The organism is Streptomyces mobaraensis (genome assembly GCF_020099395.1).
Taxonomy (GTDB): domain Bacteria; phylum Actinomycetota; class Actinomycetes; order Streptomycetales; family Streptomycetaceae; genus Streptomyces.
Genome location: NZ_CP083590.1, coordinates 6,385,475 through 6,402,486, shown reverse-complemented (window position 1 = coordinate 6,402,486; position 17,012 = coordinate 6,385,475). Strand labels below are relative to the sequence as shown.

Here is a 17,012-nt window from a genome sequence, read left to right as displayed (position 1 = left end):
TGGCCACGCCCTGCCCGTCCCCCGCCCCTGACCTCTCCTGCCCCCCGGCGCCTTCCTGGACATCACCCCGCGGCCCTCCTGACACCAGTGACAGCGCGCCACAGGAGTCCGGCCCTCCCGCCGAAAGCCCCCGGCCCGCACGCACCTCGAACGGAGCCCCCATGCCCCCGCCACCACACGTCAGCAGCACCTACGGCCGCGAGCCCGCCCACAGCTCCCCCCGACGACCGTTCACCACCCCGCCTGGCGGAACCGGCCGCGTACCGGAGATGTCATGACGCCCACCCGCCTCGGGCTGCCCACCGTCCCCCCGAAGCCGCCGGAACGCCGTGCCTCGCGGCGGATCCGGGTCGGTGACGTCCCGGTCGGGGGCGGTGCGCCGATTTCCGTGCAGACCATGACGACCACCACGACCGCGGACGTGGATGCGACACTGCGGCAGATCGCGGAGATCACGGCCGCGGGTTGTGACATCGTGCGGGTGGCCGTGCCCTCGCGGGACGACGCCGACGCCCTGCGGGCCATCGTCGCGAAGTCCCCCCTGCCGGTCGTGGCGGACATCCACTTCCAGCCCCGTTACGTCTTCGCCGCGATCGACGCCGGCTGCGCGGCGGTGCGCGTCAACCCCGGCAACATCAAGCGCTTCGACGACCGCGTCGCCGAGATCGCCAAGGCCGCCTCGGCCGCGAAGGTACCGATCCGCGTCGGCGTCAACGCCGGCTCCCTCGACCCGCGGCTGCTGGCCAAACACGGCGCCGCGACGCCGGAGGCGTTGGTGGAGTCGGCGTTGTGGGAGTGCTCCCTCTTCGAGGAGCACGGCTTCACGGACATCAAGATCGCGGTGAAGCACCATGACCCGATGACCGTCGTCGCCGCCAACCGCCTCCTCGCCGCCGCCTGCGACTACCCCCTCCACCTCGGCGTCACCGAAGCGGGACCGGCTTTCCAGGGCGCGATCAAATCCGCCGTCGCCTTCGGCATCCTCCTCGGTGAAGGCATCGGCGACACCATCCGCGTCTCCCTCTCCGCCCCACCCGTCGAGCAGGTCACAGCCGGCATCCACATCCTCCAGTCCCTCGGCCTGCGCCCCCGCCAGTTGGAGATCGTCTCCTGCCCCGGCTGCGGCCGCCTTCAAGTCGACATCCACCGCCTCGCCACCGAAGTCCAGGCCGCCTTCGACGGCTTTCCCCATCCCCTGCGCGTCGCCGTCATGGGCTGCGTCGTCAACGGCCCCGGCGAAGCACGCGAAGCCGACCTCGGCGTCTCCTGCGGCAACGGCAAAGGCCAGATCTTCGTCCACGGCGAAGTCGTGCGCACCGTTCCTGAACACCGCGTCGTGGAGGCCCTGCTGGAGGAAGCTCTCCGCCTCACCGAACCGCCTCCCCCCGAAACGGGTGACCCCACATGAACCCGTCTCCCACCCTGACCACCGGACCCCCGGACCTCGTCCACCTCCGCCGCCAGATCGAAGAGGCCCTGACGAGCTTCGTCAACGCCAAACGCGACGCCACACACGCAGCAGGCATGCCCGCGGAAGCGACCGAGGTCCTGGCCGAGTTCGTCCTCGACGGCGGCAAACGCCTGCGCCCCCTGCTGTGCCTGCTCGGCTGGCACACCGTCGCCGAAGCGCCCCCGCCACCGCCGGTCGTCCGCACGGCCGCCGCCCTGGAAATCTTCCACGACTTCTGCCTCATCCACGACGACGTCATGGACCACTCCGCCCTGCGCCGCGGCCACCCCACCGTCCACCGCATCCTGGCCGCCCGCCACCGGCCGGCCCGCTCGCCGGCCGGCGCCGACGAACTCGGCGCCCACGCCGCCGTCCTCGTCGGGGACCTCGCCTTCGTCTGGTCCGACGAACTCCTGCACACCGCCGGCCTGACGCCGACGCAGGCAGAGGCCGCCTGGCCGCTCATCGACGCCATGCACGCCGAGGTCATTCACGGCCAGTACCTCGACCTCATCCAGGACGCCACGACCGCTACCGACCTCGACGCCCCGCTGCGCGTCATCCTCTACAAGACCGCCAAGTACACCGTCGAACGGCCCCTGCACATCGGCGCCGCCCTCGCCGGGGGCGGCCCCGCCCTCCGCCAGGCCCTCACCGCGTACGCCCTCCCGCTCGGCGAGGCCTTCCAGCTCCGCGACGACCTCCTCGGCGTCTTCGGCGACCCCACCCGCACCGGCAAACCCAACCTCGACGACCTCCGCGAAGGCAAACACACCGTTCTCATCGCCCACGCTCTCCACCACGCCGACTCCGACCAACGCGAACTGCTCCGCCAGGCCCTGGGCGACCCCGGCCTGACCGAAGACACCGCCGCCCGCGTCCGCGCCGTCCTCGTCTCCACCGGCGCCCGCGCCACCGTGGAACAACTAATCCGCCATCGTTGTAAGCAGGCCCTCAATGCCCTCGACGGCCTCCCTGCCCCGCCCGCCGCCCGCCACGTCCTGCACGACGTCGCCTTGGCGGCCACCGTGAGGCAGTCATGACCACCTTTCCCGACGTAGCCGGCGCTTCGGCCGCTGACCACCGCTGCCCTCTGTCACCACCGAACGCCAGAGGCCCTCATGCCCATGGTCGACTTCGACATCCCCTTCCCCAGCCGACGCAGTCCGCACATCGCCGACACCCACGAACGCGCCCGCCGATGGGCCCTGGACACCGGCTTGCTCAACTTGCAGCACTTGCCCGCCTACGACGCCTGGCAGATGGCCCTCTTCTGCGGCCTGGCCTGGCCCGACGCCCCGGCCGATGACCTCTATCTGGCCACCCGACTGTTCATCTGGTGGCCCCTGTTCGACGATCAGTTCGACAGCCCGCTCGGCGAAGACCCCAAGCGCGCCGCCACCATCTGCCTGCCCTACATCCACACCGTCCGCACCACCGACACCCGCCCCCGCAGCACCGACGACCCACTCCTGGCGGTGTACCGCGGCCTATGGGCACGCATCACCGGCCCGATGTCGGAGCAGTGGCGACAGCGTGCCGCCGACCACTGGCAGGGCTACTTCCATGTCTACGAATACGAAGCCGCCATCAGAGGCAGTGACCACCCGCTGCCCGGCCTGGACGAATACCAGCGGCTACGCCTGCACTCCACCGCCGTCCAGCCCTGCTTCGACCTCGCCGAACGCTTCCGACCCCACCTCACCGCCGAAGTACCCGACCACCTCGCCCGCCACCCCCACATGCACCGACTGCGGGAGCTGTCCACCCTGGTCGTCGGCACCGTCAACGACGTCATCTCCCTCGACAAGGAGGAAAAGCACACCCGGGAGCGGATCAACCTCATCCCCCTCCTCGAACACCACCAGGACATGACCCGCGACGAAGCCGTCCGCCACGCACAACACCAGGTCCAGCACTGGGTGCACAAATACCTCACTGAGGAAGCCCGCCTACGGGCGGCCGCCGAACGCGTCACGCCCACCCCAGCCGAACACGATGCCCTCGACAACTTCCTCACCCACACCCGCGACTGGATGCGCGCCAACTACGAATGGCACCTCGTCACCGGCCGCTACACCGGCACCTACGCCTGACAGCAAGCCGCACGATCTCCCAGCATCACGTTTCCCAACACGCCCTGGGTGTGCTGACCGGACACGTTGGTGACGCGGTTGGCTGGGGGTTGGCCTCCGATGCCGGTGTGGGGCCGGTGGTAGTTGTACCAGTCCAGCCAGTCGGGGAATGCTGCCTGGCGTTCGGCGTCTGAGGTGTAGGGCTGGTGGTAGGCCAAGGGAGGTGAACCGTTGAGCACGGAACTCGGGGGCGGGAGTGTCGCGCAGGTCCTGTGGTATCCGCTCCCGCAGCGACCGAACCCGCGTGCCGACGCCGGCATCTGGTGTGTACCAGCCGAACAGCGCCCCGAACTTCCACCGGAGCACCCAGAGCGCCCGAGCGGCAGGCGACCAGGTCCGCCGGGCTCCACCCAGTGGTCATCGGACGCAAGGACCGCACCATCTGGTCCGGGTCACTCTTCCGTGCGAAGACGCGGCACTTGCTCTTACTCATCATCCGGCCCGATCTACATTCGAAGCGGTTACCACTTCGATGCCTGAGGACTGGCTGACTGCCTGAGCGGTGACGGTGGCGGCCGGCCCGGGTGCGCCGTCGTCGTCGCTTCCACGGAACGAGCGGCGGCCCTCCCCACGATGTACGCGACACACGCTGTACAGCGTGGGCTTCCCTGTAAGAACGAGAGGATCCGTATGTCCTTCGCAACTCAACGCCGCTCCGCTCTGTCGGCGGCCGTGCGGCCGTGGGGTGTGGTGAGTGCCTCGGCGGCGCTGGTCGTCGGCGGTGTCTGGGGGGCCTACCCGGCGCACGCGCAGAACCGGGCGGTCTTCTCCGCTCCCTCGACCGTGGCTGACCCGGCGATCTGGAAAGTCCCGGCCGGGGTCCAGGAGTTGACCATTACTGCTGTCGGTGGAGGCGCCGGTGGCAGCGGAGGCGGCGGGGGTGGGGGCGGAGGCGGAGGCGCCGGGACGAACCTCTTCGGCAATTCGGCGGGCCTCGATGTGCACGGCCGTCCGGGTGGCCGAGGTGGTGCCGGTGGTGGAGGCGGTGGAGGTTCGCTGATCGTCTGCCGCGTCAGCGTCAGCCCGGGTGAGGAACTGGACATCGTCGTAGGGGACGGTGGCGAGGGCGCCACCGGGGGCCAAGGAGGTGCCGGGGGCTACGGCACCGTCCGCAAGACCCTCGGGCGGGACGCCGGCCCCGGAAGCACGGGCCAATCGGGTCGCACGGCCTCCCCCGGACTGCTCTCCGGCGTCCTGCGGCACACCGGGGAGAAGCACTATCGGTACGGCCGCGCCCTCGCGGACGCCAAGGGTGGATCGGAGGGGCACCCGGGGTCCGGTGGCGGGGGTGGCCGCGGCGGCTCCCCCAACGGAACGCCGCACACCGAGGGCGACCCCGGGACAAACGGAGCAGGCGGCCGGAACGGCAACACCTTTTGCAAGCAGAAGTCGCTGCGGCACGGTTACGGCACTCAAGCGGGCGACGGAAGGTCGTCCGTCGGCGGCAAGGGCGGTCCCGGGCCACTCGGTGACCGTGCCGGACGCGGGGGTGACGGCGGCGCCGGTGGTGACCCCGGTTTCGGCGGCCGGGGCAAGACCCACACCAACGACCAGCACACCGGGGAGGGATTCAAAGGCAGCACGGGGGCGGCGGGCCTGCGCGGTTCCCCCGGCACCGTCATCCTTACCTGGTGAGCGGCCAGCGCCAACCGACCGCACCAGCCGCCCCCCCCTACTGCCCCAAGCGCGGCTCGGCGCAGTAGGGGGCGGCTGACTCCGCGCCGCCGGGCCACGCCGCAGAAACCGGGGAATATCGAAGCAACCGAGGTCGACACGACCTCTAACTGAGCGTTTGGTCCTGTTTGCGGGCGGTGTGTCGGGGTTTTCCCGCCTAGGTGGTCTGGGGCGGGAGGGGCAGGTGCGGTGGCTGTCCGTGCTGCGACAGCAGAGGACTACTTCGCTCCGGCTTCTCCTGTCTCATCCCAACACCGCCCCGTGCGCGGGGATTTACCTGCTGACAGGGCCTGTTCCCGCGCGGCACACCAGAAACATGACTCTGCGTAGCGGCTACCCCGGCGACCTGTCCGACGACCGCTGGACGCTGATCGAACCCGTCCTCTCGGCCTGGCGGGCCAGCCGGCGCCAGCACGCCCTGGACATCGGACGCCCGCCTGAGCACGACCTGCGGCAGATCATGAACGCCATCCTCTACGTGGACCGCACCGGCATCCCCTGGCGGTACCTCCCGCACGACTTCGCACCGTGGGCCACCGTCTACGGGTACTTCGCAAAGTGGCAGCAGGACGGTGTTTCGAACAGCTCACCGGCTTGCTGCGGCGCCTGGTCCGCCAGAAGGAGGGACGCGACAGCGAACCGTCAGCCTGCGTGCTGGACTCCCAGACCATCAAAACCTCCGCCAACGTCCACCTCGCGGATCAGGGCACCGACACCAGGAAACGGATCATCGGCCGCAAGCGTCACCTGGGCCACGGACACCCCTGGGCTGCTGCTGACCGTCATGGTCACAGCCGCGAGCATCTCCGACACCGCCGCCGGCGTCCAGCTCCTGTCCCGCATCGCCACAGCCCACCTCCGCTTCAGCAAAGCCTGGGTAGACGCCGGCTACCGCACCACCGCCATCGGCCATGGCGCCCGCCTCGGCATCGACGTCCAGCCCGTCCAATGTCCGCCGGGCACCCAAGGGTTCACGATCGTCCCCCGGCGCTGGACCATCGAACGCAGCATCGGCTGGCTCATGCACCACCGCCGCCCTCGCCCGCGACTACGAGACCCACCCACACCGTTCCGAAGCCATTTTCCCAATCGCGATGATCGACCTAATGAGCCGCCGCCTCACCGACGAAGCCACCCCAAACGGGCGCGGCACCTGACCTGCCGGAACCAAACGCAAACCAGCGGACCAAACGCTCAGTTACGGATTGCGTGAGTCAGGCACTGGCCGCATCACTGGGGTGGCGTGCGTGCGCCTGGCCGCTACGCGGTGCTCATCGGGCGGCGGTGGGGTGGTACGTCAGGCGTTTGACTTCTCGCAGGATGGGGGTGGTCTCGATGGACTGCACGCCGGGGAGGGTGCCGATGCGGTGGTCCAGGTACTGGTACAGCTCGTCGGTGTCGCGAAAGAGCCCGGTCGCGAACAGGTTGGATGCGCCGGTGGTGACGGCCGCGAAGGGGATTTCTGGGTGGGCGGCCAGGGCGGTGCCGACGGTTCCGAGCTGTCCGGGGGCCACGCGGAGCCAGAAACGCACCTGCATGTCGTAGCCCAGGTATTCCGGGATGTAGTCGACGGCGAGGCGCAGGGCCGCGGTGGAGCGCAGGTGGTCGAGACGCCGGGTGATGCTGGCGGGTGAGCGGCCCGTGGCGTGGGCGAGTTCGGAGACGGTGGCGCGGCCGTCCTTGGACGACCCGGACGGTGACGCAGCCAGCCACCGGATGATGTGATCACGGCGCGGGCCGGACAGACCCTCGACGGAAACTACTGAGAACCCGGGAGGCGGGCTGTCGTGCCTTCGCGCTCCTGGCGTTTTCGCTCGACCTCCTTCTGCATGAGGTCGTCGGTGCGGCTGCTGTGTCAGACGGTGCCCTGCCAGAGCGCGTATTGCGGTGCCTCGTTCCGCAGGAGGGCGGGCTTGAGGTGGCCGTGGAAGAGAAGGGTGCGGCCCTGGTTCGCGCGGAGGCGGCTGAACCACTTCGCGCTCTTGTTGTGCCGTTCGAGCCGGTTGAGGGCGATGCCCGGCAGCCGTGGTCCATGACCTCACCTTCCACATGACCCACGGGCAGGGGTCCGATCACCTTCCGGACCAACACGCACTGTCCTGCCCGTCGCGTCAGCACGGCTTCCCCCGCCCGCCCCGTCGCCCGGCAACGGTGCACGCGCCCGCTGACGATTTAGGGCGAGAAGGTCCGCAACGTTCGCGTCGTCGGCCCCGGCGTGACGGTGACCGGAAGCCAGGCCAAAGGCCGCTGCTGGTGCGTCCTCGAAGGCACTGCGGTCATCAAGGACGACCTTGGATCCGTGGCCGACGCAGACCGACGCTACACCCAGCGGTACAAGCCCCCGCGCGTCAACCCGAACCGGGTCGTCATCGAAATCACCGTGGCCCGTGCCGTGGGCACCGCCAAACCCTCCGGCTGGTGATGTAGGGAGCGCCGTGCCCAGGTTCAGCGCTATAGCAGTGGATCCCCGGTTAGCGAAACCGGGGATCCACTGCACCATAGGAAATCCACCGCCAGTCCATGACCGCCGCATCGAGAGGCCCTAGCAAGACCGAACCGCCAACTCCATACGCCGTGGCCCGCCACCCGGGCACCGGGCAAGTACCCGCCGGTGCCTACGCCGCGGTGTAGCTGAGCCGGAACAGCTCTTGGGCCCGCTCCAGGTCGCGGTCCGTGCGCAGCCGCACTTCCAGGTCGCCGGTCCCGTGGTGGCCGAGCGCCGTGACGTCCCGGGTGAAGCCGGGGACGAGTTCGATCTCCTTGGGGTTGACCTTGAGGTAGACGAGCAGCTTGTTCTTCTGTGGCGGGCAGACGCAGGCGAAGTTCCGCAGGCGCTGGTAGGCGCGGTAGGTCTTGCGCTGGACCTTGGTGATGTCGTCACCGAGCCCGAGCAGAACCTGGTCGACCTCAGCGAACAGCTCCTCCATCGCTGCAGCGGCCACACGGGCACCGGGCGCCGCGGTCTCACTCGCCCGGCGGGTGCGCGGCACCGTCGTCTGGGCGGCGACGGAGGCGACAGTCTCCAGGCCGAAGTGGTCGGTGCCGAAGAAGCGGTAGCGGACCAGGTCGATGCTGCGCCGGTGCTCGCGGATGGCATGGACGTCGTAGCGGGTGAAGTTGCCGGCGACGCAGATCAGCCGGGGCGCGCTCCAGAGCACCTGGGCCGCGACCGCTGCCCCGAGCCGGTCGCGGACCAAGTGCCCGAACTCCGCCTTGTGGTCCACCAGCCACGAAAGGTAAAAGAGCCCCTGGTTGATTACGCCAGCGTCTATCGCACGCTTGAACTCGATGACCACGGGGGCACCGTTCTCGTCGATCCCCAGGGTGTCGATCCGGCCGCCGTGCACGGGCCCAGTGCTGTACTCACTCGCCAGGAACCGCACACCGAGCATCACCTCGAGGTTGGCCTCGACAAGGTCCTGCACATCCGCCTCGACCTCGGCAAGACGCGACCCGACCTCCGTAACACAGCCCTGCGTGCGGAACAGCCTCATCCCCAAATCCCCTCCCTCAGCTCCATAACGGCAGCAACAACAGGCGCAGCACGGCTATTTCGAGGTGCCGCCGACCCTACGTCCGTCCTGTCGTCGTCTCGCCTGACAACAAGCGCAGCTTCACGACGCCACGGCTGATCTCTTCACCTCCTCGCGACGCTGGCCACCCTCCGCCGAACACGCGACAGCAGCCCGGGGCGCCGGACGAACGGGACCAAGATCCGGACCATTCCCGGCCCAGACTCCTCCCAGAAGCCGCACACAACAGCATTTCCCCTGGTCAGAGCAGTGCGGCTGCTGTACCACCAGCAGACGAAGAACCTGCTCGTCTCGTACTCCCCGAAGAAGCTCGGCTTCTTCTAGGGGCCACACGAAAAGGCGCCTGACCCGGGCTTTTGTCGTCAGGCGCCTTGCTCGGAGCGACAGTCCGGCAGGGCCGGGACTATGTCGTAACCCCCAGTTCTCCCGGGCCCATACCGCTCCCGACCGGCCGAAGGGGGGCACGGCCCACTGCGGCACCTGCGGCACGTGCTGTGAGCGCCGCGAAGCCTTCGCCCTGTAAGGTCCGGCCACCCCACGGAGCGCCGAACCGTGCGGGAAACCGCGCTGGAGACGCCGTAGTCCTTCTTGAGCTGTTCGGGAATGGCGTAGTGCATGACGTGTCCGCGAGTGAAGGAGGACAGCTCGGACACGGTGGTGAGGTGGCCGAGGCGGCCCAGGGCCCAGGCACCGAGCGGGGAGCGGTCCTCTATGGTTTCCAGGATGCCGAGGAGGTGGGGTACGGCCTTGACGACGGTGTCCCACGGGGTCCGCGGTACCCGGAGCCATTCGGCGCACGTGTCGCCGACGAGGGGGCGGATGAGGGCGGACACGATCGGGTCGAAGAGGTGCCGGGCACGACCTCCTCGTAGAGATCGATCAGTTGCCGGGTCAGGACTCGCCCTCCTCGGACGGCCCCATGTGCCGGACCATGTACAGGTCGAGCAGGCATGCCTCCCCGTCCCGACCAGACGTGTCGTCATATCCCGTCGGTGCTCACTGGATTCCGGTCGCGGAGGGATGCCGCGGCTGGGCCGGGACGACGCGCCGATCAGGCGGTGGGCGGGGCTGGGTGGCGGCGCGGGCAGACCTGTGACGCAGCTCACCGGGAAACGGTGACAGGACGGTGTCGCGGACGGCTGCGACTGTCGGCAACATGATGATGACCGATGAGGACTGCCTCGCCGAGACCCTGGCATTCAACAAGCAATTCGAGGCCGCCGCCGCGAGCCGCCCAGCACGCGAAGAGGCGCCGGACGCGACCCTGCTGGCCACGCTTCGGCGCAACCGGCTCGGCGGCGACAGGCCGCCGGTACGACTGCCACAGGGCCAAGACCGCGTCGTCGAGGGCGGAGTGAAGGTACGGGTCTTCGTGCCGGACCACGTCGAGGGCGTGTATGTGCACATTCACGGAGGCGGCTGGGCGTTCGGCTCCGCGGACGGACAGGACGAGAGACTGTGGCGACTCGCCGAGCAGGCGCGGCTGGCCGTGGTCAGCGTGGATTACCGCCTCGCGCCGGAACACCCCTTCCCCGCCGGGCCCGACGACTGTGAAGCGGCCGCCCGGTGGCTGGTGAGGCACGCCGCGGCCGAGTTCGGCACCTGGCGGCTGCTGATCGGAGGTGAATCGGCCGGTGCCCACCTGAGCGTCGTGACACTGCTGCGCCTTCGCGACCGGCACGGCATCACCGGCGCGTTCCAGGCGGCCCATCTGCTGTTCGGCCCCTACGACCTGTCGATGACACCAAGCCAGCGATCGTTCGGCTCCAAGCGGCTGCTGAGCAACACCGACACGCTTCGGCGGACCTATGAGCTGTTCACACCCGGCATGGGGGCGGAGCAGCGCCGCGACCCGGAGGTCTCACCGCTGTTCGCCGACCTGACCGGCCTGCCGCCCGCCCGGATCGTCGTCGGCGCCGAGGACCCGCTGCGGGACGACTCGCTCTTCCTGGCCCGGCGGTGGCAGGCGGCAGGCGCACCTGTGCAGCTCGGTGTCGTCGCCGGAGCCATGCACGGCTTCACCCTGTTCCCCCTGACCATCACCGAGCGGGAACTGCGGCGCGAGCGGGATTTCCTGTCCGCCACGGGCCGGTAGCGTCGCCCGCATGAACCGCACTGCCCGGCTCTACGCACTGGTGGAGGAGTTGCGCGCGACGGCACCGCGACCACTGACGGTCGCGGCGCTCGCCGCGCGATTCGAGGTGAGCACGCGCACCGTCCAACGCGACCTCCAGGCGCTGATGGAGACCGGCGTCCCGGTACGCACCACACCCGGGCGCGGCGGGGGCTGGTCGATCGACCCGGAAATGACCCTGCCCCCGATCCGCTTCACCACCGATGAAGCCTCGGCCCTGGCTGCCGCGCTCGCCACGGCCGACGCCTGCGCCCCGTACGCCGGTGCGGCCCGCACGGCAGCCCAGAAGATCGCGGCCTCGATGACCGGCCCGGCCTCGGCGGCGGCCCAGCACCTCGCCGCACGGATCGTCGCGGTGCCCGCGCCGTCCGACTCCGCGGTCCGCACGGCGGTGGAGCAGGCCCTCACCACCAGCACAGTGCTGCGGCTGTCCTACATCGACGCGGCAGGGCGCGAGAGCGAGCGCGCGGTGGAGCCGGCCGGGCTGCTCACCGCCGACGGCCGGTGGTACCTCATCGCCTGGTGCCGCACGCGAGAGGCGGGCCGGGGCTTCCGTCTCGACCGCGTCACGGCGGCGACTCCCACCATGGAGCGGGCCGGGACGCACGATCTGGCCGAGCTCCTGCGCGGCTCGGCCGCCGCCGGCGCGGTGCGACCCGCCGCACTGGCCGCGCTCGCACCCCCGCCATGAGAAGCGGCGATCCTTCGTAACCGTCACACGCCGCCAGGGTGCCCGGCGAATCGTGCGGCTGGGCCTGTGCACCGCCATGACGACCGGACGAGGCAGCAGGACGGCAATGCCGCACGCTGCACATGCTCACCCCGTCAGCGGAGGGAAAGTGCCCTTCGGGCTCCGCTGGGCACCAAGACCCCCTGCAAGTTCCGCTGGACACCAGGACTCTGCGCCCCCTGGAGCCGCCAGACTCTGGATCAGGCGCACCGGGCCTCCGGGTCTGCGGCCTGCTTGCCGGTGATCAGGAATCCCAGCAGGGCGGTGGTCACTCCGCCGGCCGCGAGGATCCACCAGGCGGGTCGGACGGCCGAGGTGAAGGCTGCCGCGTCGGTCAGCGGGGCGCCGTGCAGCCCGGCGTTGAGGATGGCACCGAGGACTGCGACGCCCATCGCGAAGGCGGAGCGGCCGAAGGTGGTGAGCATCCCGGAGGCGAGTCCGGCCCGGTCCTCCGGCATGCCCGAGACGCCGGCGGTGATCATCAGCGGGCTCGACAGACCGACGCCCAGTCCGAAGAGGACGTACTCGACGGCGATCAGCCAGCGTGCGGAGTCGGCGGCGAACAGGGCGATCAGTGCGCCGCTTGCCGCGAGCGCGACTCCGGCTCCGACCATCAGCGACCGCGCTCCGTACCGCTGGGCGAGCCGGGCCGCGTACAGGGAGGAGATCGCGAGGACGCCCGCGGGCACCAGCATCCACAGGCCCGCCTCGGCGGCGGACATCCGCAGCGGGTTCTGCAAGTAGATGGCGGTCAGGAAGAAGAAGCCGCCGAACGTCCCGAAGATGGCCACCGCGGCGGCGATCGCGCCGCCGAACTGCGGATCATGGAAGAACCCCAGTTCGATCAGTGGTTCCGTCCGGCGGCGCTCGTAGGCGAGCAGGGCGGCACACGAGGCGACGGCGACCACGAAGCAGGCGATGACGGCCGGCGCCGTCCAGCCGGCGCGCGGCGCTTCGATGATCCCGTACGCCAGCGGCGCCAGCAGGGTCATCACCAGCAGCTGGCCCACCGGGTCCGGCCGGCGCGGCCGCTCGGCCCGCGACTCCGGGACGCTGCGCACCGCGATCACGGACGCGGCGATCCCGAAGGGGACGTTCAGCCAGAACACCGACCGCCAGCCGGCAGCGTCCACCAGCACCCCGCCGACCACCGGCCCGAGGGCCAGTCCGAGGCCATAGGCCCCCATCCACATACCCATGGCGCGGGTCCGCTCATGCCGCTCGGGGAAGGTGTGCGCGACGATCGCCATGGCGACGGGGCCCAGGCCCGCGGCCCCCACGCCCTGAAGGATCCGGAAGCCGATCAGGGCGGGCAGAGACGGCGCGAGCGCGCACAGCACCGAGGCGACCGTGAAGATCACGATGCCTGCCAGCAGGACCTTTTTGCGCCCGATCCGGTCAGCGGTGGACCCGGCGTAGAGCATCAGCGTCGCCATGCCCAGGCTGTAGGCGGCGACGGCCCACTGCATCCCGGAGACGGAGGCGGACAGCTCCCGCTCCATGGCGGGGAGGGCGACGTTCAGCGCGGTGACATCGACGCCGACCATGAGGATGGCGGCCGAACAGACCGCCAGGGCGAGACCGCGTCGGCGGGGGGCGAGCTCGGGCACGGCGGCTTGTCCTTCCCTGCGGAAGCCTTTTCTCTCCGACAATTCCTCCGCTTGTTCCCGGCCGCCAGCGGACGGACGGGGTGGGCGGGGCGCCCGCTCCGGGGAGCCGGCCGGCGAACCGCCCGGACAGCCTGTCCGGGGCCGATCGCCGATGCGGCGCAGTGCTCTCGCCTGACCGGGCGTACTGCCCACCGGCCGCAACGGCCCGCGTGTGCGGCTCGTGGAGTCGACCCGTCGCGGGGCGGAACGTCCGCAAGCCGGGCGGCAGCGACGGACGGACGGTGCCGTCCGCCGACCCTCACCATCTTTCGCTGGTCAGAGCCTTCCTGATGTCCGTAACGGCCCGTTCCAGCTCCTCCGCGGCCCTCTCCCGCACAGCATTCTCGCGGGCGTCCTTGGGCAGTCCTCGCAGGTAGAAGGCGGCGATCTCGGACAACCGCCGAGTGGCGGCCTCGTCCCCGGTGGTCGCAGACATGACGACCCGTACTCCCTTCGCATCGATCGGCGGCTTGCTGCTGCCGCCCCGATCCCTTCCAGGGTCCGGCCGTACGGCCCGCCCGCGCGTCGGCCGATCGGCGGGTAGGGCGGGCGACGTACGTCCGCCGACGGTCCGTCCTGGGCCGGGGCCTGCGGAGCAGCACTTTCGGAGGGCTACATTCCGGTCCGCGGGCCGATGCGTCGACGGGGGCGCAGTTCCTACGGTCGATGCGGGTGGCGGGCGCCTCGAATGCCCTCAGGCTCCGCGCGCCGCGGTGGGCGTCGTGCGGGCCCCGTCGCCCGCCCGGCGGGACCTCCCTCCGCTCCGGAGGAGGGCCCTGTCCTTCCTCGACCCGTTCCTTTCGGAGACAATGCATGCCTGTTGTGATGATGGCGGCCCTGGTGCTGCTGGCGTTCGTGATGCCCCTGGCCACCGACATGTACTTGCCCGCCTTTCCCGAGATGGCCGGTGACCTGCACACCAATGCCTCGGGCGTCCAGCTCACCCTGACCGCGTTCCTGACCGGCATGGGCCTGGGCCAGCTGGTCCTGGGGCCGCTGTCCGACCGGTTCGGCCGCCGACGGCCGATCCTGGTCGGCGGTACGGCGTGCATCGCGGCCAGTGCCCTGTGCGCCCTCGCCCCGTCGGCGGGCTGGCTGATCGTGCTCCGCTTCGTCCAGGGCTTCAGCGGCGCGGCCGGCGTGGTCATCGGCCGGGCCGTCATCTCCGACAGGGCCAAGGGCGACACCGCGGCCCGGCTCTTCGGGGTCCTGATGACCATCGGCAGCGTCGCCCCGGTCGTCGCCCCCGTCGCGGGCGGCGTGGTGATCGAGGCCGCCGACTGGCGCACCGTGTTCTGGGTCCTGACCGGCGTCTCGCTGCTCGCCCTGCTCGCCGCCGTCTTCGCCCTCCCGGAGAGCCTGCCCCGCGAGCAGCGCCACACCGGCGGCACGGCCGGCACCCTGCGCGCGGTGCGGGAGGTCCTGGCCGACCGTGGCTACCTCGGCTACACGCTCTGCTTCGGCATGTCCATGGCCGTCCTCTTCTGCTACCTGGGCGGATCGTCCTTCCTCTTCCAGAACGTCCTCGGCCTCACCGTCGGCCAGAACTCCGCCGCCCTCGCCTCCGTCGGCATCGTCAGCGTCCTCGCCAGCACCGTCATCACCAAGCTCGTCGGACGCTTCACCCCGGCCGCCCTGCTGCGCACCGGGCTCTTCGTCATGCTCGCGGCCACGGCCGCAGCCCTCGCCGCCGCCGTCGCCGACGGGCTGAACCTGTGGCTGACCCTGGCCCTGCTCTACGCCGCCCTGGTCGGCATATGCCTGGTCGGCATCACGACCACCTCCCTCGCTCTGGAACACGCCTCCCGCGCCGCCGGCACCGGATCCGCCCTCCTGGGCACTGTCCAGAGCGTCCTGAGCGCCGTCGCCGCCCCACTGGTCGGCCTCGGCGGCCGGGACACGGCTGTCCCCGTCTTTCTCGGCATGACGATCTGCGCCGTCCTGGCCCTCCTGGCCCTGAACCTGACCCGGGCCGCACGGCCCACGGCCGCGACGGAACCCGCCTCCTGAGGCGTCAACAGGCCAAGGCCCTGCCCCGACCGGAGGTTGGGGTCCCGGTGACGTTGCGTCCCGAGCGCCGACCGACGGGCGGTTCTGCCTGGGCGGGGCGGTAATCCGGGAGCGGTTCCACGGGCGGAAGGGCGGGTTGTCCGACACTGATCGTCGGGGAGGCCGCCCTGCCGGTCAGGGGATGCGGGGCCGGTTCTGCCGTGTTTGCCTGTGGGGGACGATCGGTGTCCCGGGAGGCACGCCATGGGCGCGCCACCGAACGGGAGCGGGAGGCCGGCGCCGTGTCGAGCGTGATGATCATGCTGCGGATGCTGATGCTGGACCAGATGTACTCCGGCGACTGGAAGGAGGCGGAGCGGACCGGGCACCAGGCGCTGGAGCTGTCCACCGCGCACGGCCACGTCCTCCTCGCGTACCACACCCGGGCCGTGCTGGGGCAGTTGGCGGCCAGACAGCGGCGGCTCGGCGCCGCGCGGCAGCCACAGTCCGCCGTGGACGCCTGGGCCCGCCCGCGCGGGGTCGGTCTGCTCACCCAGATCACGGAGGCGATCGCCACCGGAGTGCCGCTCACCGAAGGAGACTTCGAGGCGGCCTGCCTGTGCGCCATCGGGATGACGCCGCCGGGCAGCTTCGACCGCCACGCCCACCAGATCGCCCCGCGCGCCCTGCTCGAACTGGTGGAGGCCTCGCTGCACAGCGGCCGCCGTGAGCAGGCGCGGCAGCACACCCTGGCGGCCCGCGAGGCCGGCCTGCCGGAGGCGTCCCCACGGCTGGCCCTCTCCGCCTACGGCGCCCTCGCGATGACCGCCGCCGACGACCTGGCGGAGGCGACGACGATGTACGCGCGCGTCGAAGCACACCCGGCGGCCGGCGACTTTCCCTTCGAGCTGGCCCGCATCCGCCTCGCCTACGGCTCCGCCCTGCAACGACTGAAGGAACCGCGCGCCGCCCGGCAGGCGCTGGTGCCGGCCGCCGAGGCCTTCGACCGCCTCGGCTGCGCGGCGTGGGCGGACCGTGCCCGCACCGAACTGCGGTTCGTCGGCCACCCCCTGGCCCCGTCGGCCCGCGACGTCGCGGCGCTGACCTGGCAGGAACGCCGGATCGCCGAGCTCGCCGCGACCGGGCTGACGAACAAGGAGATCGGCGAGCGCACCCGGTTGTCCCCACGGGCCGTCAGTTCGCGCCTCTACCGCGTCTTCCCCAGGCTCGGCATCACCTCCCCCGCGCCGCCCTGCGCGACGCGCTCACAACCACGCCTGCGCGGGGTGAGACGGCGCCCTCTGCAGCACCGGCACCCGGTGGGCAGCGGGGGGCGCAACGCCCCCGGCCGCCGGTCGACCCACCGGGCAAGCGGCTGCGATCTCCGTCGCCACTCCGATCGTACAGAGCGATGCGGGCGCGCTGATCTGCGGCGGCCTGCTCCAAGGCGAGCAACGGGCCTTCGCCCTCAGGGCCGTTGGCAGCGCGCCATCACACCCCACCACGCGCCCCCGTGCACCGGCAGCCGCCCGGGCCGGCCGTGCCGGCGTCGCCGGTCTTCCCGCGTCCCGCTCCCGCCGCACGAGGCGTCACCCGATGCCCCCACCGCCCAGGCGGCACCGTTCGGCCGGGCCCCGCAAATCCCAAAGGGGTTTCACATGAGATTTCAATCTCCGTCTAGACGCAATTGCATTTCTCCTTTCCCGCGGCATTCATGA

General features: G+C 70.8%; 14 protein-coding genes and 2 pseudogenes. 10 read left to right on the top strand and 6 right to left on the bottom strand.

All coding sequences use genetic code 11. The features are described 5' to 3' along the window. Nucleotides 1–274 precede the first annotated feature (274 nt). The 3 genes from ispG to K7I03_RS28320 all read left to right on the top strand — a co-directional run bounded on the left by ispG (nt 275) and on the right by K7I03_RS28320 (nt 3,546). Nucleotides 275–1,408 carry a flavodoxin-dependent (E)-4-hydroxy-3-methylbut-2-enyl-diphosphate synthase gene (gene ispG / locus K7I03_RS28330; protein ID WP_185944494.1) on the top strand — a complete coding sequence of 378 codons (1,134 nt, stop codon included), beginning with the start codon at nt 275–277 and terminating at the stop codon, nt 1,406–1,408. Continuing rightward, nucleotides 1,405–2,493 (top strand): polyprenyl synthetase family protein, encoded by a 1,089-nt coding sequence (locus K7I03_RS28325; RefSeq protein WP_185944493.1) that lies wholly within the window; start codon nt 1,405–1,407, stop codon nt 2,491–2,493. Before ispG ends, K7I03_RS28325 begins: the two co-directional genes overlap by 4 nt. A gap of 78 nt (nt 2,494–2,571) precedes the next feature. Further along, nucleotides 2,572–3,546, top strand: a complete 975-nt coding sequence (locus K7I03_RS28320) for a terpene synthase family protein (protein ID WP_185944492.1) — start codon at nt 2,572–2,574, stop codon at nt 3,544–3,546. Here the strand turns inward: K7I03_RS28320 and K7I03_RS28315 are convergent. Then, a pseudogene (locus tag K7I03_RS28315) lies at nt 3,537–3,740 on the bottom strand (integrase core domain-containing protein); the annotation flags it as partial. The gene K7I03_RS28320 and the pseudogene K7I03_RS28315 sit on opposite strands and share 10 nt — an antisense overlap. A 475-nt stretch (nt 3,741–4,215) precedes the next feature. Here K7I03_RS28315 and K7I03_RS28305 point away from each other — a divergent pair. Together K7I03_RS28305 and K7I03_RS28300 are read left to right on the top strand one after the other, a co-directional pair. Next, entirely contained in the window at nt 4,216–5,220 is a 1,005-nt protein-coding gene (locus tag K7I03_RS28305; RefSeq protein WP_185944491.1) for a hypothetical protein, read from the top strand. A 355-nt stretch (nt 5,221–5,575) separates the two neighbouring features. Next, on the top strand, nt 5,576–6,472 hold the full coding sequence (locus tag K7I03_RS28300) for an IS5 family transposase (protein WP_224347253.1): 897 nt from the start codon (nt 5,576–5,578) through the stop codon (nt 6,470–6,472). Nucleotides 6,473–6,530: 58 nt separating this feature from the next. Here K7I03_RS28300 and K7I03_RS28295 read toward each other — a convergent pair whose 3' ends face one another. Continuing rightward, the gene (locus K7I03_RS28295) at nt 6,531–6,791 is read right to left on the bottom strand and encodes an Lrp/AsnC ligand binding domain-containing protein (protein ID WP_185944490.1); all 261 of its coding nucleotides are present in this window, start codon (nt 6,789–6,791) and stop codon (nt 6,531–6,533) included. Nucleotides 6,792–7,558: 767 nt separating this feature from the next. Here K7I03_RS28295 and K7I03_RS33945 point away from each other — a divergent pair. Continuing rightward, nucleotides 7,559–7,681 carry a hypothetical protein gene (locus K7I03_RS33945; protein ID WP_260630345.1) on the top strand — a complete coding sequence of 41 codons (123 nt, stop codon included), beginning with the start codon at nt 7,559–7,561 and terminating at the stop codon, nt 7,679–7,681. 193 nt (nt 7,682–7,874) lie between these two features. Here K7I03_RS33945 and K7I03_RS28290 read toward each other — a convergent pair whose 3' ends face one another. Together K7I03_RS28290 and K7I03_RS28285 are read right to left on the bottom strand one after the other, a co-directional pair. Continuing rightward, nucleotides 7,875–8,753 (bottom strand): DUF5655 domain-containing protein, encoded by an 879-nt coding sequence (locus K7I03_RS28290; RefSeq protein ID WP_185944489.1) that lies wholly within the window; start codon nt 8,751–8,753, stop codon nt 7,875–7,877. A gap of 584 nt (nt 8,754–9,337) precedes the next feature. After that, nucleotides 9,338–9,737, bottom strand: a pseudogene (locus K7I03_RS28285) (oxygenase MpaB family protein); the annotation flags it as partial. 211 nt (nt 9,738–9,948) lie between these two features. On the opposite strand from K7I03_RS28285, the gene K7I03_RS28280 reads away from it, so the two are divergent. After that, entirely contained in the window at nt 9,949–10,887 is a 939-nt protein-coding gene (locus tag K7I03_RS28280) for an alpha/beta hydrolase (protein ID WP_185944488.1), read from the top strand. A 10-nt stretch (nt 10,888–10,897) separates the two neighbouring features. Beyond that, a complete protein-coding gene (locus K7I03_RS28275; protein ID WP_185944487.1) occupies nt 10,898–11,617 on the top strand; it encodes a helix-turn-helix transcriptional regulator in 720 nt (239 codons plus the stop codon). Nucleotides 11,618–11,856: 239 nt separating this feature from the next. On the opposite strand, the gene K7I03_RS28270 is transcribed toward K7I03_RS28275, so the two are convergent. After that, nucleotides 11,857–13,266, bottom strand: a complete 1,410-nt coding sequence (locus tag K7I03_RS28270) for an MFS transporter (RefSeq protein ID WP_185944486.1) — start codon at nt 13,264–13,266, stop codon at nt 11,857–11,859. Between the two features lie 298 nt (nt 13,267–13,564). Beyond that, on the bottom strand, nt 13,565–13,741 hold the full coding sequence (locus tag K7I03_RS28265) for a hypothetical protein (RefSeq protein ID WP_185944485.1): 177 nt from the start codon (nt 13,739–13,741) through the stop codon (nt 13,565–13,567). Between the two features lie 377 nt (nt 13,742–14,118). Here K7I03_RS28265 and K7I03_RS28260 point away from each other — a divergent pair, with 377 nt between their 5' ends. Both K7I03_RS28260 and K7I03_RS28255 read left to right on the top strand, forming a co-directional pair. After that, entirely contained in the window at nt 14,119–15,315 is a 1,197-nt protein-coding gene (locus tag K7I03_RS28260; RefSeq protein ID WP_185944484.1) for a multidrug effflux MFS transporter, read from the top strand. 224 nt (nt 15,316–15,539) lie between these two features. Next, on the top strand, nt 15,540–17,012 hold the full coding sequence (locus K7I03_RS28255; RefSeq protein ID WP_224347252.1) for a helix-turn-helix domain-containing protein: 1,473 nt from the start codon (nt 15,540–15,542) through the stop codon (nt 17,010–17,012).

Coding starts and splice junctions, on each gene's coding strand:
- K7I03_RS28300 (WP_224347253.1), top strand. CDS start 5,576: ATGACTCTGCGTAGCGGCTACCCCGGCGACCTGTCCGACGACCGCTGG.
- K7I03_RS28305 (WP_185944491.1), top strand. CDS start 4,216: ATGTCCTTCGCAACTCAACGCCGCTCCGCTCTGTCGGCGGCCGTGCGG.
- K7I03_RS28260 (WP_185944484.1), top strand. CDS start 14,119: ATGCCTGTTGTGATGATGGCGGCCCTGGTGCTGCTGGCGTTCGTGATG.
- K7I03_RS28320 (WP_185944492.1), top strand. CDS start 2,572: ATGCCCATGGTCGACTTCGACATCCCCTTCCCCAGCCGACGCAGTCCG.
- K7I03_RS28275 (WP_185944487.1), top strand. CDS start 10,898: ATGAACCGCACTGCCCGGCTCTACGCACTGGTGGAGGAGTTGCGCGCG.
- K7I03_RS28265 (WP_185944485.1), bottom strand. CDS start 13,741: ATGTCTGCGACCACCGGGGACGAGGCCGCCACTCGGCGGTTGTCCGAG.
- ispG (WP_185944494.1), top strand. CDS start 275: ATGACGCCCACCCGCCTCGGGCTGCCCACCGTCCCCCCGAAGCCGCCG.
- K7I03_RS28280 (WP_185944488.1), top strand. CDS start 9,949: ATGATGATGACCGATGAGGACTGCCTCGCCGAGACCCTGGCATTCAAC.
- K7I03_RS28290 (WP_185944489.1), bottom strand. CDS start 8,753: ATGAGGCTGTTCCGCACGCAGGGCTGTGTTACGGAGGTCGGGTCGCGT.
- K7I03_RS28325 (WP_185944493.1), top strand. CDS start 1,405: ATGAACCCGTCTCCCACCCTGACCACCGGACCCCCGGACCTCGTCCAC.